This is a genomic window from Staphylococcus sp. HMSC62B09 (assembly GCF_001839115.1).
In the GTDB taxonomy this organism is placed as follows: Bacteria; Bacillota; Bacilli; order Staphylococcales; family Staphylococcaceae; genus Staphylococcus; species Staphylococcus haemolyticus.
The window spans coordinates 59123-81884 of the sequence record NZ_KV840153.1; the positions used below are offsets into that span (position 1 = coordinate 59123).

22 protein-coding genes are annotated in these 22762 nt (G+C 32.4%); 6 read left to right on the forward strand and 16 right to left on the reverse strand.

What is annotated here, in order from left to right; all coding sequences use genetic code 11:
* Positions 1 to 11: 11 nt before the first annotated feature.
* From pheT to HMPREF3265_RS08995, 5 genes are all read right to left on the reverse strand, one after another.
* On the reverse strand, positions 12 to 2414 hold the full coding sequence (gene pheT / locus HMPREF3265_RS08975; RefSeq protein WP_070440231.1) for a phenylalanine--tRNA ligase subunit beta: 2403 nt from the start codon (positions 2412 to 2414) through the stop codon (positions 12 to 14).
* Complete coding sequence (pheS, locus tag HMPREF3265_RS08980) at positions 2414 to 3472, reverse strand: phenylalanine--tRNA ligase subunit alpha (protein WP_037536224.1); 1059 nt, start codon at positions 3470 to 3472, stop codon at positions 2414 to 2416. Before pheS ends, pheT begins: the two co-directional genes overlap by 1 nt.
* 363 nt (positions 3473 to 3835) lie before the next feature.
* Entirely contained in the window at positions 3836 to 4576 is a 741-nt protein-coding gene (locus HMPREF3265_RS08985) for a TrmH family RNA methyltransferase (RefSeq protein WP_037536222.1), read from the reverse strand.
* Between the two features lie 201 nt (positions 4577 to 4777).
* Positions 4778 to 4951, reverse strand: coding sequence for a 50S ribosomal protein L32 (gene rpmF / locus HMPREF3265_RS08990; protein WP_002435373.1), 174 nt, complete (start codon positions 4949 to 4951; stop codon positions 4778 to 4780).
* 82 nt (positions 4952 to 5033) lie between these two features.
* On the reverse strand, positions 5034 to 5588 hold the full coding sequence (locus HMPREF3265_RS08995; protein ID WP_070440233.1) for a YceD family protein: 555 nt from the start codon (positions 5586 to 5588) through the stop codon (positions 5034 to 5036).
* Between the two features lie 126 nt (positions 5589 to 5714).
* Here HMPREF3265_RS08995 and HMPREF3265_RS09000 point away from each other — a divergent pair, with 126 nt between their 5' ends.
* Complete coding sequence (locus HMPREF3265_RS09000) at positions 5715 to 6857, forward strand: nucleotidyltransferase (protein ID WP_070440235.1); 1143 nt, start codon at positions 5715 to 5717, stop codon at positions 6855 to 6857.
* 125 nt (positions 6858 to 6982) lie between these two features.
* On the opposite strand, the gene coaD is transcribed toward HMPREF3265_RS09000, so the two are convergent.
* Both coaD and rsmD read right to left on the reverse strand, forming a co-directional pair.
* Positions 6983 to 7468: a pantetheine-phosphate adenylyltransferase gene (coaD, locus tag HMPREF3265_RS09005; RefSeq protein ID WP_070440237.1), complete on the reverse strand. Its 486-nt coding sequence runs from the start codon at positions 7466 to 7468 to the stop codon at positions 6983 to 6985.
* Positions 7461 to 8012 carry a 16S rRNA (guanine(966)-N(2))-methyltransferase RsmD gene (gene rsmD / locus HMPREF3265_RS09010; protein WP_070440239.1) on the reverse strand — a complete coding sequence of 184 codons (552 nt, stop codon included), beginning with the start codon at positions 8010 to 8012 and terminating at the stop codon, positions 7461 to 7463. The genes coaD and rsmD overlap by 8 nt, the downstream gene beginning before the upstream one ends.
* Positions 8013 to 8081: 69 nt before the next feature.
* Here rsmD and HMPREF3265_RS09015 point away from each other — a divergent pair, with 69 nt between their 5' ends.
* Positions 8082 to 8471, forward strand: coding sequence for a DUF7147 family protein (locus HMPREF3265_RS09015; RefSeq protein WP_037536215.1), 390 nt, complete (start codon positions 8082 to 8084; stop codon positions 8469 to 8471).
* Positions 8472 to 8473: 2 nt separating this feature from the next.
* Here HMPREF3265_RS09015 and HMPREF3265_RS09020 read toward each other — a convergent pair whose 3' ends face one another.
* Positions 8474 to 8725: a DUF2129 domain-containing protein gene (locus HMPREF3265_RS09020; protein WP_037536213.1), complete on the reverse strand. Its 252-nt coding sequence runs from the start codon at positions 8723 to 8725 to the stop codon at positions 8474 to 8476.
* 167 nt (positions 8726 to 8892) lie between these two features.
* On the opposite strand from HMPREF3265_RS09020, the gene HMPREF3265_RS09025 reads away from it, so the two are divergent.
* The gene (locus tag HMPREF3265_RS09025) at positions 8893 to 9822 is read left to right on the forward strand and encodes a glycerophosphodiester phosphodiesterase family protein (protein WP_070440241.1); all 930 of its coding nucleotides are present in this window, start codon (positions 8893 to 8895) and stop codon (positions 9820 to 9822) included.
* Positions 9823 to 9882: 60 nt separating this feature from the next.
* On the opposite strand, the gene HMPREF3265_RS09030 is transcribed toward HMPREF3265_RS09025, so the two are convergent.
* The 4 genes from HMPREF3265_RS09030 to cyoE all read right to left on the reverse strand — a co-directional run bounded on the left by HMPREF3265_RS09030 (position 9883) and on the right by cyoE (position 13004).
* A complete protein-coding gene (locus HMPREF3265_RS09030) occupies positions 9883 to 10320 on the reverse strand; it encodes a YlbF/YmcA family competence regulator (protein WP_037536210.1) in 438 nt (145 codons plus the stop codon).
* A gap of 27 nt (positions 10321 to 10347) precedes the next feature.
* Positions 10348 to 11406: a CAP-associated domain-containing protein gene (locus HMPREF3265_RS09035; protein ID WP_070440243.1), complete on the reverse strand. Its 1059-nt coding sequence runs from the start codon at positions 11404 to 11406 to the stop codon at positions 10348 to 10350.
* A 195-nt stretch (positions 11407 to 11601) separates the two neighbouring features.
* Positions 11602 to 12063 carry a DUF420 domain-containing protein gene (locus HMPREF3265_RS09040; protein ID WP_011276111.1) on the reverse strand — a complete coding sequence of 154 codons (462 nt, stop codon included), beginning with the start codon at positions 12061 to 12063 and terminating at the stop codon, positions 11602 to 11604.
* A 29-nt stretch (positions 12064 to 12092) separates the two neighbouring features.
* Complete coding sequence (cyoE, locus tag HMPREF3265_RS09045; RefSeq protein ID WP_070440245.1) at positions 12093 to 13004, reverse strand: heme o synthase; 912 nt, start codon at positions 13002 to 13004, stop codon at positions 12093 to 12095.
* Positions 13005 to 13251: 247 nt separating this feature from the next.
* Between cyoE and HMPREF3265_RS09050 the strand changes: the two genes are divergently transcribed.
* Positions 13252 to 14166: a COX15/CtaA family protein gene (locus HMPREF3265_RS09050; protein WP_070440247.1), complete on the forward strand. Its 915-nt coding sequence runs from the start codon at positions 13252 to 13254 to the stop codon at positions 14164 to 14166.
* A 166-nt stretch (positions 14167 to 14332) separates the two neighbouring features.
* On the opposite strand, the gene HMPREF3265_RS09055 is transcribed toward HMPREF3265_RS09050, so the two are convergent.
* From HMPREF3265_RS09055 to HMPREF3265_RS09065, 3 genes are all read right to left on the reverse strand, one after another.
* Positions 14333 to 17782, reverse strand: a complete 3450-nt coding sequence (locus HMPREF3265_RS09055; protein WP_070861463.1) for a pyruvate carboxylase — start codon at positions 17780 to 17782, stop codon at positions 14333 to 14335.
* 346 nt (positions 17783 to 18128) lie between these two features.
* Positions 18129 to 19355, reverse strand: a complete 1227-nt coding sequence (gene ftsW, locus HMPREF3265_RS09060; protein ID WP_070440252.1) for a cell division peptidoglycan polymerase FtsW — start codon at positions 19353 to 19355, stop codon at positions 18129 to 18131.
* A 324-nt stretch (positions 19356 to 19679) separates the two neighbouring features.
* Positions 19680 to 19958, reverse strand: coding sequence for an Fpa/YlaN family protein (locus HMPREF3265_RS09065; protein WP_011276116.1), 279 nt, complete (start codon positions 19956 to 19958; stop codon positions 19680 to 19682).
* 140 nt (positions 19959 to 20098) lie between these two features.
* Here HMPREF3265_RS09065 and HMPREF3265_RS09070 point away from each other — a divergent pair, with 140 nt between their 5' ends.
* Positions 20099 to 20584, forward strand: a complete 486-nt coding sequence (locus HMPREF3265_RS09070) for a hypothetical protein (RefSeq protein ID WP_037549393.1) — start codon at positions 20099 to 20101, stop codon at positions 20582 to 20584.
* 1 nt (position 20585) lies between these two features.
* Positions 20586 to 20777 carry a YlaI family protein gene (locus HMPREF3265_RS09075; RefSeq protein ID WP_070440254.1) on the forward strand — a complete coding sequence of 64 codons (192 nt, stop codon included), beginning with the start codon at positions 20586 to 20588 and terminating at the stop codon, positions 20775 to 20777.
* A 119-nt stretch (positions 20778 to 20896) separates the two neighbouring features.
* On the opposite strand, the gene typA is transcribed toward HMPREF3265_RS09075, so the two are convergent.
* Entirely contained in the window at positions 20897 to 22741 is a 1845-nt protein-coding gene (typA, locus tag HMPREF3265_RS09080) for a translational GTPase TypA (RefSeq protein WP_011276119.1), read from the reverse strand.
* Between the last annotated feature and the right edge of the window lie 21 nt (positions 22742 to 22762).

Sequence of the window (22762 nt, forward strand, 5' to 3'; positions counted from 1 at the left end):
CTTTTACTTCATTATCTAATTGTAGCACCTTGAGCTTGTAATGCTTCCAAAATCTTATCATGAATTTTAGATACGCGTTCATCAGTTAAAGTGTCTTCTGTGTCTAAATAATTTAATCGGATTGCTACTGATTTTTTGCCTTTTTCTAAATGTTCACCTTCATAAACATCAAATACTAATGTACTTTGTAAGATGTCTTCACCATTATTATGAATAATTTGTTTCAATTCAGAAGAAGGTACATCATGATTAACTTCTAATGCAATATCTCTTGTCACACCAGGGAATTTAGGAATTTGTTTATAATTAATATATCCAACCGCTACTTGCATCATTGCATCATAATTTAATTCAAACACATACGTGCGTTTTAAATCATTATCTGCTGCAACTTGTGGGTGTAATTCACCAATGAAACCAATGTCTTGCCCTTCTAAAGATACAATCGCTGTACGTCCTGGATGTAAACCTTCAATTTTTCCAGCTTTATAACTAAATTCTAAATTTAATTTTTCCGCAACTCGGTCTACAACACCTTTAGCGATAAAGAAGTCAATTTCTTCCTTTTTACCTTGCCAAGCATTAACAACATATTCTCCAGTTAAAATACCACTTAAATATTCAACTTCATCCGGAAGTTCGCCTTCACCATTGCCAAAGAATACACGACCAACTTCATATAATCTAACATCTTTATTTTTACGAGCTACATTATATGCAGTTGCTTCAATTAAATGTGGTAATAAACTCTGACGTAAAGTAGCATGTGCTTCACTCATAGGCATTAATAAACTGATTGTTGAACGTTCTTGAAGTGCGAAGTCCTTAGCATGATCTTTAGAAACTAATGAATATGTGATTGCTTGGTTCAATCCAGCACCTTCTAGCGTTTCTTTAACGGTACGTGTTTTATGTTGACGATCCGTTAATTCTCCACTTGTTACTTCGCCAAATACTGGTAATGTTGAAGGGATTTCATCGTAACCATAAATACGCGCGACTTCTTCAATTAAGTCTTCTTTAATAGTAATATCTTTACGACGTGAAGGCACATTGACCGTTAATGTTTCGCCTTTTAATGTTGTTTCGAAACCTAATTGTCTAAAGATAGCTTGAATTTCGTCATTAGACAAATTAAAACCAATTGTTTTATTTACCTTTTCAGCTGTAATATCGATTGGTGTCACAAATGATCCTAAATCTCCTGAAGATACTCTATCTTGTAGTACTTCACCAGAAGCTAACTCTTGTAATAAGTAACATGCTCTGTCAACCGCTTCGTCAACAAATTCTGTTGCGATACCTTTTTCAAAACGACTAGAGGCTTCACTACGTAAGTTTAAACGACGTGAAGTGTGACGAATTGATACTGGGTCGAATATTGCACCTTCTATTACTACGTTGGTAGTTTGTTCAGTTACTTCTGAAAAGTCGCCACCCATTACGCCAGCTAATGCAATAGGTTCTTTACCATTAGAAATAACGATATCAGTATCTACTAGCTTGCGCTCATTATTGTCTAATGTAGTCATTGTCTCTTCATCTTTCGCTTGTCGTACAACAATGTCTTTAGAGCCGATATGATTTTGATCAAACATGTGTAACGGTTGACCATATTCTAATAAAACATAGTTTGAAATATCTACAACATTATTAATTGGTCGTATACCTGCTTTTATTAAACGTGCTTGCATCCAAATTGGAGATGGTTCTATACTTATGTTTTTAACAACACGCGCACTATAATAAGGGACTTTTTCAGGATTATTGATTGTTACTGATAATTCATTTGTTGCAGATTCTGAAATTTCATTACTTTTAGTAGTTGGTTTCGTCATTTCAGTTTGATACAACGCAGCTACTTCATAAGCTGTACCTACCATACTTAATGCATCGGCACGGTTAGGTGTTAAATCAAATTCCATCACTTGATCATTTAAATATAGTGCTGTTAATGCATCCGTTCCTGGCTCAACTTCTGTCGGAAAGACAAAAATACCATTTTCATATGCTTTAGGTACCACATTACTTGAAATACCAATTTCTTGTAATGAACAAATCATACCTTCTGAACGCTCACCACGTAATTTAGCACGTTTAATTTTAATGCCTCCTGGTAAGCGACCACCAACTTTCGCAACAATGACGTGTTGACCAGCATCTACATTGGGTGCACCGCAAACGATTTGAACAGGTTCTTCCTCACCAATGTCTACTTGGCAAATATTTAATTTATCTGCATCAGGATGCTTTTCTTTTGATTGAATATAGCCGACCACTAGATTTTTAACATCTTTTGTATAATCTATCATGTCATCTACTTCAATACCTGTACGGGTAATACGTTCTGCTAAATCTTCAACCTTAACCCCTGCATCTACGTAATCTTTTAACCATTCATTAGAAATCAACATTATGCTTCACCTCTATCTTCAACAGCTTTAAATTGTTCAAGGAATCGAACATCATTTGTATAGAAATGACGAATATCTTCAATACCATATTTCAACATCGCGATACGGTCAGGACCCATACCAAATGCGAAACCAGAATACTCATTTGAATCGAATCCAGCCATTTCAAGTACATTCGGGTGTACCATACCCGCACCTAAAATTTCAATCCATCCTGTATGTTTACATACGTTACAGCCTTTACCTTTACATTTGAAACATGATACGTCCACTTCTACAGAAGGTTCAGTGAACGGGAAGTAACTAGGACGTAATCGAATTTCACGGTCTGCACCGAATAATTTTTTCGCCACTAATTCTAATGTTCCTTTTAAATCACTCATTTTAATGTTTTTATCAACAACTAGTCCTTCAATTTGTGTGAACTGGTGACTATGTGTCGCATCATCTGAATCACGGCGATAAACTTTACCAGGACAAATAATTTTAACTGGTCCTTGTCCATTGCGTTTTTCCATTGTGCGTGCTTGTACTGGAGATGTGTGTGTACGCATTAAGATTTCATCAGTAATATAAAAACTATCTTGCATATCACGTGCCGGATGGGATTTAGGTAAATTTAAAGCTTCAAAATTATAATAATCTTGTTCTACTTCATAGCCATCAACAATTTCGTAACCTAGACCTAAGAATAAATCTTCAATTTCTTCAACTGTTCGTGTTAAAGGATGTTTAGAACCTATACTAATTTGTCGACTTGGCAATGTTACATCGATTGTTTCTTCTGCTAATTGTTGATTTAATTTTTCGTTTTTTAACAATTCTTGCTTCTCATCTAATTCTTTTTGAATTGTTTGACGTAGTTCATTTACTTTTTGACCATATGCTGGCTTTTCTTCATTAGGTAAATCTTTCATATTTTTCATTAATCCACTTACTGAGCCTTTTTTACCTAAGTATTTAACTTTAACATCTTGTAATTCGCGTTCATTTTGAGCTTCATTAATATCAACAAGTGCTTGTTGTTTTAATTCTGCCATTGAATCGTTTTGAGTCATTGACTTACACCTCTCACATTATATTCACTATTTATTGTTAACATTTTTTCATAAAAAAAGACTTCCATCCCAAAACTGGGACGAAAGTCTTTCCGTGGTACCACCCAAATTTATGCATATGCATACACTTGTAATCGTTGGTAACGAAGACGTACTCCGACCTAAATTTCTTTAAGTAACCAAAAAGATGAAAGAAACTAATACATGTTGGAGTAAATTGCAGTCATGTTTACTCTCCCTGTACAACACTTTATATCAGTTAAGGTCTTTTTATCGGTTATATTTTCAATTTTTATAACTTAAGTTATTAATTTACATTGATTATTGTGTACATCTAAGTATAGCCGATTTTATTTCTCAAGGTCAACCTTTCAAATGATAAAGTAAAATACTTCCAGCAATAGCTACATTTAAGCTTTCCGCCTTGCCGTAAATTGGTATTGTTAAATTTTGTGATGTTTCATTTAATAATGCTTTGTTCACACCTTCACCTTCATTACCTAGTAATAAGGCAAATATATCTTGAGATGCTACCTCCTTATATGGTTGCGCATTCTCAAGCGCAGTACCATAAACTGGTCCATTAAAATCAGCGATAAATGTTTTCAAATCTGCGGTAATAACCGGAATATGAAATACACTACCTTGACTTGCTCGTAAAACCTTGTCTTGATATGGATCGGCTGTACCTTTTTCCATTACAATCAAATCTATTCCCGCTGCATCAGAAGTACGAATTAATGTGCCTAGATTACCCGGATCTTGAATGCGATCGATTAATAATACTTGTTTGGCTTGCGTAACATCATATTTAGGCTTTTCAATTACAGCAAAAAAACCTTGAGGTGTTATCGTACCTGACAATGATTCTGCAACTTTCATATTAATTTCAAATGTCTCTTCAGCATAATCCTTAAGCGCTTCATCTGTTCTATTTGGTTCAATTACAAATAGTTGCTTAATGACAATGCCGCTTTGGTAAGCTTCTTCGATTAAATGAATACCTTCAATCAATGCTTGTCCAGTTTTATCACGATCTCGCTTTTTCTTTAATTTATTCGCATTTTTTATCTTACTGTTTTGTGCTGACGTAATTTGTTCCATATAGTTCTCCATTTTATAGTAGCTATTATTGATGGTGTTTACTAATTTATATTAACATAACTAAATCGATCATAATGGAAACTTAAACATTATATGTATAACCATTTTTATCGTCGATTATTATAAAATTTGATTATTGATAAAAAAAGAAGCATCGAACAAAATTAAATTGTCCATGCTTCACTAAAATCATTAAGTCGATTATTTAGAAACGACTTCTTCACCGTTGTAAGAACCACAGTTTTTACATACGCGGTGAGATAATTTGTATTCTCCACAACTTGGGCATTCAGTCATACCAGGTACTGAAATTTTGAAGTGAGTACGACGTTTGTTTTTTCTAGTTTTAGACGTTCTTCTTTTTGGTACTGCCATGATATATCCTCCTTAATATTAAACACATATCTTAAGTGTTAGGTCATTAAATCATTATACAATAATTTAAAACAACCTGCTATTACTCTTTATCGTATAATTGTTGTAATTTTTGAAGCCTAGGATCAACTTGTTGCGTTTGGGAATCATCATTGTCTTTTTCTTTTTCAAGTTCAATCATTTGATCTTCGTCAATAACTTCCCAACCATTACCTTCTGTAAGCATCTGATTGCTATTCTCAGAGAAAGCTCTCATCGGTTTCTCAATGATTACCAATTCTTCAGCAATGTCTCGAATATTAATCATACCATCAGTAGCTAGATGATAGTGTTCATCCTCTTCTACTTCTTCATCGGTATAACTATCATAACCTTCCAAATCAAATATTTCAGATGTTCTTACATCTAAAGGAACTTCTACAGGTACAAGCGTACGTGCACAAGGCATTGTATATGTTCCAGTTAAATGAATATCTGCAATAACTTCATTGGCTTTAACGGTTAATTCACCTTCAACATTGATGTCTGATAAATCAATCAAGCCTAAAGGTTCTATTAAATGTTCAAAATTTGCCGTTTGATTGAATTCAAATGGCTTACCTTGATATTTTCTTAATTGCGTTATTGACCATTTCATATGGCTTCACCTCTAACAAACACAAAATTTATTTTAACTTTACAAGTATAAGTTGTCAAGATTTTTTCTTAACATACTTTCATCTGTTACAATACTAATAATGAATATCGAAAGGATGAATTGCAAATGAAAAGTGTTGGACTAATCACAGAATATAATCCATTTCATAATGGCCACTTATATCACGCTCAACAATCTAAGTTACAGTCCGACGCGGAAATAAGTATTGCAATTATGAGTGGCAATTTCGTCATGCGTGGCGAGCCAGCAATTTATAATAAATTCTTGAGAACAAAGATGGCTTTGTCAGGCGTTGATTTAGTTGTTGAACTTCCAGCGATTGCTAGTCTGTCATCGAGTGATTATTTTGCAACTTTTGCAATTAAAGTAGCTCACTATTTAGATATTGATACTATTGCATTTGGCAGTGAAATCAATGACATTTCACGTCTTGAAAACGTAGCATCTAATATTAACTCGCTTGAACAATCGTCATATTTTCAAGACTTAATTAAACAAGGGAACAGTTACGCTAAAATTGTACATGACCTAATTGATGATCAACAAGTGTTACGCTCTCCTAACAATATATTAGGTGTAGCATACATAAAAGCCATTAGCAATATAGCTCCAACTATAAGAAGAATCGCTATTCAACGTCAATCTACCGCACATCACGATCAAGAGATTAAACATGACAGTTTCGCAAGTGGCTCAGCTATTAGACACGCTTTATTAAATAAAGAAAACACCTGGAAAGATGTCGTACCAACAGATATAAAGTATTTATATGAAACGCCACACCTTTTGAAGAAGCAAACGTTTAATTTTATTAAATATAATATTTTAAGTCGTTCCTCTGAAGAATTATCACACATTTATACCATGTCTGAGGGCTTTGAACATCGTCTCAAATCAAACATTCAAAATGCGCAAGATTTCGACACGTTTATGTCTTTAATTAAAACTAAACGTTTCACATACACGCATATACAGCGCGTTCTGATGCAAATATTACTAAACATTAACAAAAGTGATTTTGATGATGAAATTCTGGGAGTGCGAATTCTAGGCATGAATCAAAGAGGGCAACAGTATTTAAAGTACTTAAAAAAACAATTCCCTAATCGCTATTTTGTTACAAATATTAACAAGGAAACTGCCTCTTTATTTAAAAATGAAATTAAAGCAACTCATATTTATAATTTAATATCTGGTCAAAGAGCTAATGATTTTAATACACCTGTAATAATTAATAAAAAGAACTAGGACTGAGAAATGCTTAATTTAAAGCTCTTTCTCAGTCCTAGTCGGCTAATGCGGAATAAATGTAGACCTATATAAATTAAATTTGCCTCGTACAGTTTTGATTGGAATTATTTTAACCTCATCTATTACTTTTTAAATTTTTCTTTTAATGCTTTCTCAACATTTGGAGGTACAAAATCTGATATATCAGCTTTATATTGCGCCACTTCTTTTACGACGCTCGAACTAATAAAAGAATAGTTTGTACTAGTCATCATATACATCGTTTCTACATTATTATTTAGTTTTTTATTCATTGATGTTAGTCTCAATTCATACTCAAAATCACTGACTGCTCTCAAGCCTCTAATGATTGTTTGAGCACCAATTTTGTCACAAAAATCTACTAACAAACCGTTATAATTATGTACTTCAACATTTGATAAATGTTTTACAGATTCTTCAATTAATGTCATTCGCTCGTCAATATTAAACGTCCCAGTTTTATTACTATTCTTTAACACACAAATATGTAATTCATCAAAGCGCCCTGCACTTCTTTCGATGATATCGATGTGTCCATATGTAATAGGATCAAAACTACCAGGAATGACCGCCTTCGTTTTAGCCATTTTGTTCTCCTTTTTCTAGTAACAAAGTATCAGTAAGACCATAGTGATATTGTTTAATCACTTTAAATCCATTTGTGTTGATTTGCTCATGATTGCTAAACTCACAAATGATGATACCATTTTCTTTCAATAAATTAAACTCTGCAATTTGCTCTAAAGCTTTATCAATCAAACCTTTATTATATGGAGGGTCAAGAAAAATATAGTCAAATTGAATCTCTCTCTTTTTTAAAGCTTTCAATGCACGATCAGCATTATTTTTATAAACTTCAGATTGATCACGTAGGTCTAATTGATTTAAATTAGCTTGTATCACTTTAACAGCTTTAAAATTTTGATCTACAAATATGACTTTTTCCATACCACGAGATAAGGCTTCAATACCTAATGCGCCACTTCCAGCGAATAAGTCTAAACCTAAACCATGTACTTCTTGTAAGCTATTAAATATACCTTCTTTCACTTTATCCATAGTTGGACGTGTATTACGACCTTCTAAACTTTCTAAGGCTTTACTTTTATGTTTTCCAGCAATAACTCTCATCTTGACTTACACTTCCATTTCTCTAGGTTATTTATTATAATTTGTTGTAAAAAGGAGAAGGATTATATTATGAAACAGTCATTTATCGTATTGGGAGAAGGATTAACAGACCTATTTGAATTTAATACCTTAATAGAATACAACCATCTCCGGATAAATAAAATTGTATACTTTCATACACCACAATCTTCAAAACAACTTTCTTCAGTTGCAATGATTATGAATCCAACTTCAGGTAATCATTTCCAAGCTATGTACATCATGCTTGATGCGCTTAAATATCCATATCCTGACAGTAATAAAAAATTTGAACTCATTAATAATCAAGCAAATCAATATAATGTACCTATATTCGGTATAGATGTACAACCACCAGAAGCGTTCCACACGTTAGACCAATACTTTAAGTATTTGATAAGTGTATTACGACTACAAAATTGGATTCCACCCATGCAATAAAATTATAGAATTTCATGTTTTTCTTTTTCATAAGTTTTTTTCAAATATTTATAAGGTGATCCGTCTATATCCACAACGTATTTTAGTTTCATTAATTTATGAACAATTGCATCTGCGTCATTTTCATTAACATACAATACAACATATTTACGTTGCTTATTCGTATAAATAATATGTCCATACTTTCTAATTTGACGCTCATGCTTAATATGTTTTAAATAAACAATTAAACTCACTCTTGGAATTAATTCCATACTATACACACTCCATTTATTATGCATAATAACTATACCACGACTATTTATATTATAAAATCCTTTAATCCCATGAACTGTATCCCTGTGCATCAAATAGCTATTTACTTTTTCGTTGGTGTGAAGTTTGGTACGCTTAATTCAATAATAACAAGGAGGCAATATAAATGACGATCAAAAAACGATGGGTTCTTAATTTGAGCTTAGCGAGCGTTAGTTTTTTGGGTAGTTTATTTTTTATAAATAAAGGTAATAAGGTAAATAAAACTAAAGAAATCCCTAAATTCTTTAATGGTAAAGCACCATACATTTTTGCACATAGAGGTGGCATGGCAGTCAGACCTGAGCAAACCCAATTGGCATTCGATAATGCCGTCGCTTACAACTTAGATGGTTTTGAAACTGATGTTCGACTTACTAAAGATGAAAAACTAATTGTCTTTCACGATGCTACTGTAGATCGTACTACAAATGGTTCAGGCAAGGTAAGTGATCATAGAATTTCAGAATTAAAGCGTTTAGATGCTGGTTATCACTTTAAAGATATTAATGGCCAATTTCCATATCGTGGTCATGATGAAGCAAAAATATTAACTTTTGATGAGCTTTTAAAAATGTATCCTAATATGTATATTAATGTTGATTTAAAAGATGCACCAGATAGTTATGAAGGAACAGTTGCGCCAACAAAAATGTATGAAGATATTATTAATAATCAGGCACAAAATCGCGTATTAGTAACTAGCTTTTACAAAGAACAAAATGATCGCTTTAGAGAAATAAGTAAAGGACAAGTTGCTATTGGAGCAAGTCAAAAAGAAGTTGCAGAAGGATTTATCAAATTTAATTTAGGATTAGGAAATAAGTATCAACCCGTTGCTGATACATTTCAAATGCCTATCCAATTTAAAGTTATTCCATTGACTTCTAAACGTTTTATACAATGGTTAAACTTATTAAATATAGTGCCTGGATTTTACGGAATTAATAGCATTGACCTAATGACCGATTTATATCATAAAGGTGTTCATACATTAGTAACAGATCGCCCAGATTTAGGTAAACAATTCAAATTAAGTCTCAACATTGAGAAATAAACGCACTATAAAGTAAAAGGAGAAAGAAATCAAATGCAATATGATTTCTTTCTCCTTTTTTTATGACAAACTACAATTACAAGTACCACCTGTCGCACATCCATCATGACCTGTTTTAAAGAATGGATTTCCCGCTTCAATTTTGACATTTTCCGAAACTGAAAATGCTATTTTACTTACTACTTCATCAATTAAATTTTGTAGAGCTACCTCTTTAGATTTGTAATCCATGACGACTGGTAACATTTCATAAGCTCTTTTACGTCTTCTTGTTTCTAACATAACCTTTTGATAATCAGGATGATATTTCCCAAAACGCATAACTTCATCATAAGCAACTTTAGATTTCAAAAAAGCCTGATACATAAGATGTGCTTCATCATCATTGTTTAGCATCTCTTGTGCTGCGCGAAAATCATGATAAAGTTCAGATTGAACAATCATATCCGATAGTCCTTCTATATCATCAAGAATTGACATTGTTTCTTCTGTATACAATGTATGGTTCCCCCTTCCATTAATAGATTATTTTTCTAGAAAAATAAGTGAATAATAATCTTTCATAACTTCTCCACCCATTTCCTCATATTTAGTATTCAACATTCTAGAACGGTGCATATCAGAATTCATCCAACTGTGAATTAGTGTCGGTACATCATCAAAATCATATCCGACATTTTGGCTTGTAGAAATGAATGAAATGTTTTCGTTGCTTAATTGGCTTTTCAAAGCATCCTCAGTAAATTCAACTTCATTAGAACCTGTTGCCTCATATAAGTTTACTGATGCAATGTGAGCTATATCTGAATTGACTTTTAGTGGTTTAATATTTTTTAACTTTCTCATCTCATTCGTAATTTCATATAGCGTCATTAATTGATTAGGATTTTGTTCATAAGGAAGATTATCTTTCTTAACTTTATCAAAATCTTCTTCATTATAGTTGTCATCAGATTCATTAGCTAAAGGATATGGTTTAAGAAATGCTAGTGCCTCTTTATCAAGAAAGCGAATCCCCATAATTTGATTTGATTGCTGATCCACATAAACCTGTGCATAAACATTTCCATATTTAATCAATGTTTGTGTTTTTATATCTTCATCAGATAATTCGAAATTATAACTTTGACCATTCACTTTAATAGAAGGATCCGGGTTAATACTTGTATTTTCAAAAATATGTGATGCACTCTCATTAATTTTTAAAGGGGAAACATTAGCTTTACTTCCCGTTACATAAACTGATTTTATTTTATCCTCTTTAGTTGAAACAATGTAATATTGTTCATCTTTTTTGAATACGTAATTCATATAGTGCCCTTTAAATGGATATGTACGACTTGCTTGACCGAATTTATCAGTTAAATCATCTATATCTTTACTAATCCAAGTACCTACACCCTCTTTTGGTGATGGATTTTCACTGGTGTTATGTGTCTTAGGCGCTTGTTCTGAATGATTAGTTGAAACAGTTTTATTTGGATTTTCTAATACATCAAATTTAAGTCTAGGTGAGTAAAATAAATATATAAGAAATAATATTAAAAATATTACACCTAAAACTTTAATTATTAATTTTGCCATCTTTCACCCACCTATTTTGAATTATATCTATTGTACAAAATAACTATTTTACTAATCAAGACATCCTACTTAGCAAGACTACTTTTACCAAGTCACCCTTTTACAAATAAATTGATATTGATGTTACAAAAAAGACTAAGACAATGATGTCTTAGTCTCAATCAATTTGTATTTAAGTTGTTACACTAAATTCGATTATAATCCCAATGTTGCTTTAATTAGTGAAGTCGTTTCTCCACCTGGGTAAAATACATATAAAAGTAAGTAAACTGCTACACCAGTGATAGCTGTAAAGAACCATATAACTGATGCAATTGGACCTGCTTTTCTATGCCATTTAAATTTATCTTTATATGCTGTAATAATTTGAATTAGCCCTAGAACGCCCCCAATTGTAGCTAAATTAATGTGGAAAATTAAGAAAATTTTATAATACGTTCTAACTGAGTCTGGTCCCCCGAAATCTGTATTACCTATAAATATAGTTCTTGATGCATAGATAATAAAGAAAGTTAATGCAAAGATTGCTGCCCATAACATTGTTTTCTTGTGCTTGTCTATATCTCTATGCCAGATTTGCCACCATCCAATGGCAACAAAGATAGCACTAATCACAATACAACTTGTACTAATCGTCGGTAGAATTGGTAAATTCATATGTTTCATCCTTATTAAATTTGTATATTTTAAATCATTTTTATCAGTGAGATAACAACAACTAAAACGAAAAATACTACTAAATAATTTAGGGAGTAAATAAACATTTTTGTTGCCCATTTAGTTTGATCTGTCGCTTTCTTAAAAGAAGTTAAACCAACATAAAGCCAACCTAAATTAAGCAATGTCACTAATACTACAAATGTTGTCCCTAGACTTGATAAAAGAAATGGTAGCGGAAGTAAAAAGACTAACCATATAAACATACTTATTCTAGTACGTTTAAATCCTTTAACAGATGGTAACATAGGTATATTTGCTAATGAATATTCATCACTTCGTTTAATTGCTAGAGCATAGAAATGAATTGGTTGCCAACAAAAAACAACTAAAAATAATACAATTGCAATAAGACTTATATTTCCATCAATAGCAACCCAACCAATTAATGGTGGTACTGCACCCGGAAAACTCCCTACTACTGTGTTCCAAGTTGTATGTCTTTTAGACCAAATTGAATAATAAGACACATAACCCACAATGCCGATGAGTCCTAGTACACCTGATGGTACATTTAATAAGAATAAACAAGCTTCTCCTACTAACATCATACCAAAACTTAAAAATAATAAATTTTTATCTGAAATTCTATCATTAACTGTCGGTCTATTTTGCTTACTTGGCATTATTCTGTCAATATCTTGATCATAATAATTATTTAATGCACAAGCGCCACCCATAATTAATGTTGATCCAATCAACATTAATAGAATTTGAGGTATTGACGATAGGAAGGAATGATTGCTCATCACAACAGCTAACCAAGCACCTGCAAATGCAGGAATTAAGTTACCTTGAACTAAACCCATCTTAATAATTTGTTGTAACTCTTTAAACGATACACGGCTCGATGGTTGTGTCAAAGTTTGCTCTTTGCTCATGATTCCCCTCCTTAAAATTTTCATATAATACTATGATATAGCAATTACTAAAAATTGACTAGTTTATATCAAATTTAATTGTGACACTTTAACGACATTCTACTTCATTAATTTTTTGTTAGTTGCTATTGTTGTATAATTATTTTAATAATAAAATTGTAATAAAAATAGACATTAATTAAGAGCATTCAGTACTAATTTATCTACACTGTCAAAATACTCTTGATTAATGATGGGGTGTATAATATTGTTTAACAAACGAAACCTTAAGTGGTTATCTGTATTAGCAACTATCATAATGGCATTTGTACAACTTGGTGGTGCATTAGTTACTAAGACTGGCTCGGAAGATGGATGTGGATCTTCTTGGCCTTTATGTCACGGTGCATTACTTCCTCAAAATTTACCTATCGATACAATTATCGAATTAAGTCATCGTGCCATCTCTGGTTTATCATTAATCGTTGTACTGTGGTTAGCTATTACAGCATGGAAACATATTGGCTATATTAGAGAGGTAAAGCCATTAGCAATAATTAGTATTGCATTTTTACTAGTTCAAGCATTGATTGGTGCAGCAGCTGTCATTTGGCAACAAAATTCATACGTATTAGCACTGCACTTTGGCATATCTTTAATCAGTTTCTCTTCAGTGTTTGTTTTAATGCTTATCATTTTTGAAGTCGATAAAAAATATGAAGCTGATGAACTATATATCAGAAAGCCATTAAGAAGATTAACATGGATGATGACAGGTATTGTGTATTTAACAATATATACTGGTGCTTTAGTTAGACATGCAAAAGCAAGTTTAGCATATGGTGGCTGGCCTTTACCTTTCCATGACATCATTCCACATACAGAGCAAGATTGGGTACAATTTGCGCATCGTGGTATGGCATTTATAACGTTCTTCTGGATAATGATAACGTTTATTCATGCAGTTAAAAATTACTCTGAGAATAGAACAATTCGATATGGGTATACAACTGCATTTATCCTTATCATCTTACAAGTAATTACTGGTGCACTATCTGTAATGACTAACGTAAATTTATTCATTGCACTTTTCCACGCTTTATTTATCACAATATTATTCGGTATGATAGCTTACTTTATTATGTTAATGCTACGTACCATTAGAAGTGAAAAAATTAAATAATCTATTAGTATAAAAGGAGATGTGAATGGTTCATTCACACCTCCTTTTTATTTTAAAATTTTATTAACGATGACGTTTATAAATATTTATTACTCTATTGACTCAATCTATTCAAACTTCAATATGATATTTATTAATTAGCTCATTTTTAAAATATATTTTGATTTTAATCTGCTTTTTCAATTTCAATAAGTAAGTCACCTGTTGCAATCGCATCGCCGTTTACAACCGTTACTTGTTTTATAGTTCCATTGAATGGTGCTTGAATCGTTGTCTCCATCTTCATCGCTTCTGTAATTAATAAAGGTTGGTTTACTTTTACTTCTTCACCAACTGTAACTTTAACTTCAGTTACCGAACCAGGCATTTGAGCACCAATATGACTAGGATTTGATTTGTCAACTTTAGGTTTCAAGTTCGTATTTGTTTTAATATTTTCATCTTTTATAGAAATACGACGTGCTTGACCATTCATAACATAATAAATTGTTCGATAACCATTTTCATCCGGCTCACTAACTGTTTCAAGTTTAATAATTAATCGTTTACCAGTATCAATCTCTATTTCGACTGTTTCTCCATTACGCATACCGAAGAAGAACGTTGGCGTATCTAATAATGATAAGTCACCATATTGTTGTTTTGTTTGCATAAACTGATCAAATACTTTTGGATATAATACATAACTGATTACATCTTGTTCAGTCACTTCACCATAATCTTTTGCTTCAAGTTCTTGTCTAATTTCATCAAAATTCACAGGATCTAAATACTCACCTGGGCGTTCTGTTAGTGGTTGTTGACCTTTGAGGATGACATCTTGCAATTCCTTATTAAAGCCATTGACTGGCTGACCTATATCACCTTTAAAATAAGATACAACCGATTCAGGGAAATCTAACTTATGGCCTTCTTTGATGACTGATTGCTCATCCAAGTCATTTTGCACCATATAAAGGGCCATATCACCTACAACTTTAGATGATGGTGTTACTTTTACGATATCGCCAAATAAGAAATTAACACGACGATACATATCTTTGACCTCGTGGAAACGTTCACCTAAACCTAAACTTTTTGCTTGTTGTCCTAAATTTGAATATTGTCCACCAGGCATTTCATGTTCATAAATTTCGGTATTAGGAGACTTAATGTCACTTTCAAAGTCACTGTAGTATGGACGCACAGTACTCCAATAGTGACTGAGTTCTTCTAATCCTTCAATATCTGCTCTTAGATTTCGATTAAAACTATTTAATCCATAATACAACGAATTGGCGCTAGGTTGACTTGTTAAACCACTCATTGATGCAACAGCTGTATCAATGATATCTACACCTGCATCTATCGCTTCTTTATAGATAAGTAGACCATTTCCACTTGTATCGTGTGTGTGTAAATGTATCGGTAAATTTATCGCAGATTTTAATTCTCCTATAAGTTCATATGCTGCTTTAGGTTTTAACAATCCTGCCATGTCTTTAATTGCTAAGATATGGAACCCTTCACGTTCAAGTTCTTTTGCTAATTTCACATAGTATTCAAGTGTAAATACGTTTGAACGTTTAGGATTTAATATATCACCGGTATAACAGATTGCACCTTCAGAAATCTTACCTGCATTTTGAACCGCTTCATTTGCAACTTTCATTTGATCTACCCAGTTAAGTGAGTCGAAAATTCTAAAGACATCTACGCCTGCATTCGCACTTTCTTTTACGAATTTTTCAATCACATTATCAGCATAATTTTTATAGCCAACTGCATTTGAAGCACGTAATAACATTTGGAATAAAATATTGGGAATTGCTTTACGTAATCTTTCTAGTCGTTCCCATGGATTTTCTTTTAAAAAGTTGTAAGCGACATCAAATGTTGCGCCTCCCCACATTTCTAAAGAGAAACTATCTTTAAACACTTCAGCAGTTTTAGAAGCAATATTCATCATATCCTTAGTACGAACGCGAGTTGCTAAGAGTGATTGGTGTGCATCACGAAAAGTAGTATCAGTGACCAATACGTCGTTTTGCTCTCGTACCCAATTAGCTACTGCTTTAGGTCCTTTACTATCTAGCAGCTGTTTCGTTCCATTCAACGTATTAATTTTACTATGTGGCACTTGTGGTATAGCTGTCGATTCATAATCAGGTTTGAGTCTTTTTTCAACATTAGGGAAACCGTTAATCGTTACATTACCGATATATTCTAACGTTTTAGTACCACGATCTAGAGTCGGTGCAATATTAAATAATTCGGGTGTTTCTTCTATAAATTTAGTCGTATAATCCCCACTGCGGAATTGATCGTTACGCATCACGTTAATTAGAAACGGAATGTTAGTTTTCACACCACGTATACGCATTTCACGAAGAGAGCGTTCCATCTTTTCTTCAGCTTGTTTAAATGTAACCGCATGTGTTGATAACTTAACCAATAGTGAATCATAATAAGGAGATATTTCTGCACCTTGGAAACCGTCACCAGCATCTAAACGTACCCCAAAACCACCACTAGATCGATAAGCGATAATAGTACCTGAATCTGGCATAAAGTCATTAGATGGATCTTCTGTTGTTATACGACATTGAATTGCATAACCTAATGTTTGAATTTCTTCTTGTTGTGGCATAGAAACGCGTTCATCAAATAAGTTAGCACCATCAGCAACTAAAATTTGAGTTTTAACAATATCTATACCAGTAATCATTTCAGTTATTGTATGTTCTACTTGAACTCGAGGATTAACTTCAATAAAGAAGAACTCATCCCCTGATACTAAGAATTCTACCGTACCTGCGTTAACATATTTGATATTATTCATTAATTGTAATGCCGCATCACAAATTCGTTCTCGTAATTCTTTTGATAAGCCAACTGAAGGAGCTACTTCCACTACCTTTTGATGACGACGTTGCACCGAACAATCACGTTCATATAAGTGAACAATATTACCATATTCATCCCCAATAATTTGTACTTCAATATGTTTGGGATTATCTATGTATCTTTCAATATATACTTCACTATTACCAAATGACTTTTCGGCTTCAGATTTAGCTCGATGGAATGCGTCTTCTAATTCTCCTTCTTCATGTACGATACGCATCCCTTTACCGCCACCACCACTCGTAGCTTTAATCATTAAAGGAAAGCCAGCTTCTTGAGCAAATGCTTTTGCTGCTTCAAAGTTTTCAATCGGTCCATCTGTACCGGGAATAACAGGCAAATTAGCATTTATTGCAGTTGTTCTAGCTTTGACTTTATCTCCAAACATATCTAAATGTTCTATATGCGGACCAATGAATTTAATTCCTTCTTCATCACAACGTTGTGCAAATTGTTTATTTTCACTTAAAAAACCATAACCAGGATGAATGGCATCTACACCAGCTCGTTTAGCCACATCTATAATACGTTCAATGTTTAGATAACTTTCGGCTGGTCCCAAATCCTTTCCTACTAAATAAGATTCGTCTGCTTTATATCTATGCAAAGCGTTTTTATCTTCATTTGAGTATATTGCCACTGTTTTAATATTTAATTCTGTTGCTGCCCTAAAAATTCTAATTGCAATTTCGCCACGATTAGCTACTAATAATTTTTTTATATTTTTCAAAAAAGGCACTCCCCTTTTAAAATTTGAATATTCTAACTAATTAGATAATAAAATTTTATACTAACTCAAAAAATAAAGCTATATTTATTTATTAAATAGTTGTTGTAAAATTTGTAAAGTAACTATAATGAAGGAAAATGATTTCCGTATTAATGAACTATTAAAAAATAAATATTTCTATAGTAATCACTAAAAATTATCATTAGTTATAACTTCATATTATCATTTTAAATAATAATACTCCACTTACAATGACGTTGTATATTATATTTTCATAAAAATGTAAAAAACCTTTACATGAAATCAAGCTTATTTCACGTAAAGGTTATCATCCTTATTTAAGAGATTATCTAGTTATACCTAGTTTTTGTTTTCTAGCTTTTTGTGATCGTTTTTCATCAATTTTTATTTGTTTTGCGACTAACAATAGCAGACCCATTGCGATGCTTAAACTCAACATAGATGAACCACCAAAACTTATAAATGGTAGAGGTACACCAGTTAATGGAATCGTTGCTGAAATACCACCTAAATTGACAAAAGTCTGACTTCCAATATAACTAGCAACGCCTACACAAATTAATTTATAGAAATATGATGGTGTTTTAGTAGCTAATACGAAAGCACGATAAACTATGAAGAATAATAAGCAAATGACGAATAATCCACCTACTAAACCAAGTTCTTCACAAATGACTGCAAATATAAAGTCAGTATGTGCTTCTGGTAAATAACCAAGTTTCATAATTCCATTGCCTAAACCACGACCAAATAATCCACCATTTCCAATTGCCATCAATGAGTTAGTTAAATGATAACCTGTACCGGCTTCTGAACTAAATGGGTTCATTAATGTACTAAAACGCGCTTTCAAATAATGTGGCATCATTCCACTTACAATAAAGAGCAATGCAATCGTGATGAAACTTCCAGCAATAAGCAAAACCGGTCCTCTTACTAATTTTTGAACACCGATACCTGCAAAAATAAACATTGAAACAATAATAATCATGATTAACAACGTTTGCCCAATATCACCTTGCAACAATACTAAAAATAAGCATACGCCTATTAAAAAAAGTGGCGCAGCAATTACTTTAATTTTCTCTCTTACTTGCGGTAATTTTCTACTTATTACATATGAAATATATAATATGAATGCAATTTTCAATAATTCCGATGCTTGCAAGTTCATAAATCCAAGATTTATCCAACTTTTAGATCCGTTAATATTTTTACCTATAATAAGTGTTAAAAATAGTAATACGAAGATTATAATCATAATCCATTTTTGAATATTGGGTTGTTGTAATATTTTAATATTCAACATAAAAGCGATAAAAAATACGACAATAAAACTCATAATAACGTAAATGAGTTGTCTATTATAAAAATACGTGCCAGATACTTCAAGTCCACCTGTTAACGTCCCTTTAGTTGCAGCAACCATACTTGCACTATAAACCATGATTAAACCGAAAAGACATAAAACAACGTATGTAATTAATAATGGATAATCGATGAACTTAGCAGTTCTACCTATGTATCTAAATATATTTTTTAAATTACTCATAAAAATGATCATCCAATTCTAGAATTTTAAAATTATAATGGTAAATAAAATTACGTTTTAAACCAAATTTACTGTCTAAACTATTATATACTTTGTGCTCGTTGTTTAACAAATATAAACTAAATTTAAATCTAATCATTACTTTCAATGTTTTTATATTTAATATGATAATAATGCTTAAAATATAAAATGACTGAAAATATTATAAACATAATATTTCAGTCACTATGGTGAGATAATTTGTATGTAATTAATATTACAAATAACTCAAATTTATAAACGAAAAGTAAATGAATAAACTTTACTTATATATTTAATCGATAGTTATTTTACATTTGTAAACGCTTCATGAAGTTTAGATAATTCTTTTTCTAAACGAAGCATTAAATTTTTGCCGTCTTCTTTATCAACTAAGCCAAGCTTAACTGCAAAATCAACTTCTTTTTGTAAACCAAACATTTGTGTGTCGAGAACTTCTTCATATAACGGGCATGAAGGTAAAGTTAAATTATCCATTTGAACTTTAATTAAATGTAAGATTCTATCAGCATCTTGATTTAATTGCTCATAAGCCACGTTACTCATCTTCGATTGCTTCGGCATCACATACTCCCCCTATCATTAAATATCTTCATATCAAAAGTTTATCTTACTACTTTTTAAAAAGCAAGTTTATTCAGTGAATACAAGAATTTAATTGTGATAAAATAATGACTAGAACGAAATTAGGGAGTGGGCAAAAAATGATTCAAATCAAAGGCTTAGTCAAGTTCCCTATCACTTTAGATAGTACAACTTGGATATTCGATGATAGAAAAGTAAAAATTGAAGACATTGAAAGTGGTGTGTTTGAAGGAACGAAACCAATTAGATTCGAAGATAATCGCGAATGGAATAGAGCGATTCTTGAAGGTCAAACGAATCCACCTACTTTAAACTCAGAGATAAAATATCGTAAGCGTTCTGTATTAGAAGATTCATTTGCAATCAATATGACACCTTTCTTTAAAATTGCAGAACCAAAAGACGATGCTACTGCGATAAAATTATTTAATGATGAGTCCTCAATTGAAGTTCCAATAGAGTTATTACCTTATCTATTTTTCCAATTTGCGAAAGATGGAAAGCGTATGTATGATGATAATGCAGTAGACAGCTTTGTTTTCAACCCAGATGAAAAAGGATACTCACATGAATTTAAGTATGTTACGCATATAGAGGTGATCTAATTTGCGTGAAGTTCAGTGTATCATTTGTGATACAAAGGTTTTAATTGATGAAAATACGGTTGAAGCCAAACGACTTCGAAATAATCCTATAAGAACTTTTATGTGCGATGATTGTAAAAGTCGTTTAGATAGACCAAAACAACGTCTTAATAAACACCAACCGTTTAACTTCATTAAGAGTGGAGAATTGTAATTATTTTAGTAAATTTAATTAGGTTTTACTCAAAAAAGCCAGTAAATGAAATGACAAAATTTCATTTACTGGCTTTCAAATTTGATGTTTCAAACTATATTTTACATTATAAACTTTAATTACTCATCTTGCATCATTTGTTTAACACGTTTAGCTTCTTTTTCACGTAATGATTTATTTAAGATTTTCTTTCTTAAACGAATACTTTGAGGAGTAACCTCTACTAGTTCATCATCATTAATATATTCTAAAGCTTCTTCAAGAGTAAGAATTCTTGGTCGGTTCATAGTTTGTGTTTGATCTTTAGTTGCTGAACGTACGTTTGTTTGATGTTTCGCTTTAGTAATATTAACAGTTAAATCATTTTCACGATTATGTTCACCAACAATCATACCTTCGTAGACTTCAGTACCTGGCTCCATGAAGTTAACACCACGATCTTCTAAATTGATGATAGCGTAAGCAGTTGCTTGACCTTGGTCCATTGAGATAAGCGCACCATTACGTCTACCTCCAATTTGTGCTTTAACACGAGGTCTGAACTCTTCGAATGTATGGTTGATAATACCATATCCACGAGTCATAGACATAAATTCAGTTGTGTATCCAATCATACCACGTGCAGGTACCATAAAGATTAAACGCGTTAATCCGTTATCAGTAGTCGACATGTCTAACATTTCACCTTTACGTGCACCTAATGATTCAATTACTGAACCTGCATTTTCAGAAGGCACTTCACATTGAACACGTTCGAAAGGTTCACTTAGAACACCGTCAATTTCACGTAAAATAACTTGTGGCTTAGATACTTGAAGTTCAAAACCTTCACGTCTCATATTCTCAATTAAGATAGATAAATGTAACTCACCACGACCTGCAACTACCCATGTATCAGGAGAATCAGTTGGCGTAACTTTTAATGAAACGTCTGTTTCAAGTTGTTGATCTAGACGTTCTTGGATTTGACGTGCAGTGACATAATCACCCTCACGTCCTGCAAATGGTGAATTATTTACTTTGAATGTCATTTCAAGAGTTGGTTCATCAATACGTAATACAGGGAGAGCTTCTTGGTGATCTGTAGGTGTAACTGTTTCACCTACGTTAATATCTTCCATTCCTGAAACCGCAATTAAATCACCAGCTTGTGCTTCTTCGATCTCTTCACGTTTCAATCCAAAATAACCGAAAATCTTAGTCACACGGAAATTCTTAACTGTACCGTCTAATTTAATAAGTGACACGTTATCACCGACACGCATTTTACCTCTAAATACGCGTCCTACACCAATACGTCCTACATAATCATTATAGTCTAATAATGCTACTTGGAATTGTAATGGTTCATCATGATTATCTAATGGCGCTGGAACATAATCTATGATTGTTTCATATAATGATTGCATGTTTTCATCTTGTTTCTCTGAATCAAGACTAGCAGTACCATTGACAGCTGATGCATATACTACTGGGAAGTCTAATTGTTCATCATTCGCTTCTAATTCGATAAATAAATCTAAAACTTCATCTACTACCCCTTCAGGTCTAGCTGATGGTTTGTCAATTTTATTTACTACTACAACGGGTTTTAAATCTTGTTCTAATGCTTTTTTTAGTACGAAACGTGTTTGAGGCATTGTTCCCTCGTATGCATCTACAACAAGTACAACACCGTCAACCATTTTCATAATACGTTCAACTTCGCCACCAAAGTCAGCATGCCCAGGTGTATCTAAGATGTTAATTCTTGTGCCTTTATAGTCAATCGCAGTATTTTTAGCAAGAATTGTAATACCACGTTCTCTTTCTAAGTCATTAGAGTCCATTGCTCTTTCGTCAACATGTTCGTTCTCTCTGAAAATTCCAGATTGTTTTAGTAATTCATCTACTAAAGTCGTTTTACCATGGTCAACGTGCGCAATGATTGCAATATTACGTACATCTTCTCTTCTATTAGTCATTTTATTATTCCTTTCTCGAGT

Bases quoted from the DNA above. Each gene is read 5' to 3' on its own strand.
- HMPREF3265_RS09040 (WP_011276111.1), bottom strand. From the start codon at position 12,063: ATGAATTTACCAATTCTACCGACGATTAGTACAAGTTGTATTGTGATT.
- HMPREF3265_RS09025 (WP_070440241.1), top strand. From the start codon at position 8,893: ATGACGATCAAAAAACGATGGGTTCTTAATTTGAGCTTAGCGAGCGTT.
- HMPREF3265_RS08995 (WP_070440233.1), bottom strand. From the start codon at position 5,588: ATGAAATGGTCAATAACGCAATTAAGAAAATATCAAGGTAAGCCATTT.
- coaD (WP_070440237.1), bottom strand. From the start codon at position 7,468: ATGGCTAAAACGAAGGCGGTCATTCCTGGTAGTTTTGATCCTATTACA.
- cyoE (WP_070440245.1), bottom strand. From the start codon at position 13,004: ATGAGCAAAGAGCAAACTTTGACACAACCATCGAGCCGTGTATCGTTT.
- pheT (WP_070440231.1), bottom strand. From the start codon at position 2,414: ATGTTGATTTCTAATGAATGGTTAAAAGATTACGTAGATGCAGGGGTT.
- HMPREF3265_RS09000 (WP_070440235.1), top strand. From the start codon at position 5,715: ATGAAAAGTGTTGGACTAATCACAGAATATAATCCATTTCATAATGGC.
- HMPREF3265_RS09070 (WP_037549393.1), top strand. From the start codon at position 20,099: ATGATTCAAATCAAAGGCTTAGTCAAGTTCCCTATCACTTTAGATAGT.
- ftsW (WP_070440252.1), bottom strand. From the start codon at position 19,355: ATGAGTAATTTAAAAAATATATTTAGATACATAGGTAGAACTGCTAAG.
- HMPREF3265_RS09015 (WP_037536215.1), top strand. From the start codon at position 8,082: ATGAAACAGTCATTTATCGTATTGGGAGAAGGATTAACAGACCTATTT.
- HMPREF3265_RS08985 (WP_037536222.1), bottom strand. From the start codon at position 4,576: ATGGAACAAATTACGTCAGCACAAAACAGTAAGATAAAAAATGCGAAT.
- rsmD (WP_070440239.1), bottom strand. From the start codon at position 8,012: ATGAGAGTTATTGCTGGAAAACATAAAAGTAAAGCCTTAGAAAGTTTA.
- pheS (WP_037536224.1), bottom strand. From the start codon at position 3,472: ATGACTCAAAACGATTCAATGGCAGAATTAAAACAACAAGCACTTGTT.
- HMPREF3265_RS09065 (WP_011276116.1), bottom strand. From the start codon at position 19,958: ATGCCGAAGCAATCGAAGATGAGTAACGTGGCTTATGAGCAATTAAAT.
- HMPREF3265_RS09020 (WP_037536213.1), bottom strand. From the start codon at position 8,725: ATGGAATTAATTCCAAGAGTGAGTTTAATTGTTTATTTAAAACATATT.
- rpmF (WP_002435373.1), bottom strand. From the start codon at position 4,951: ATGGCAGTACCAAAAAGAAGAACGTCTAAAACTAGAAAAAACAAACGT.
- typA (WP_011276119.1), bottom strand. From the start codon at position 22,741: ATGACTAATAGAAGAGAAGATGTACGTAATATTGCAATCATTGCGCAC.
- HMPREF3265_RS09035 (WP_070440243.1), bottom strand. From the start codon at position 11,406: ATGGCAAAATTAATAATTAAAGTTTTAGGTGTAATATTTTTAATATTA.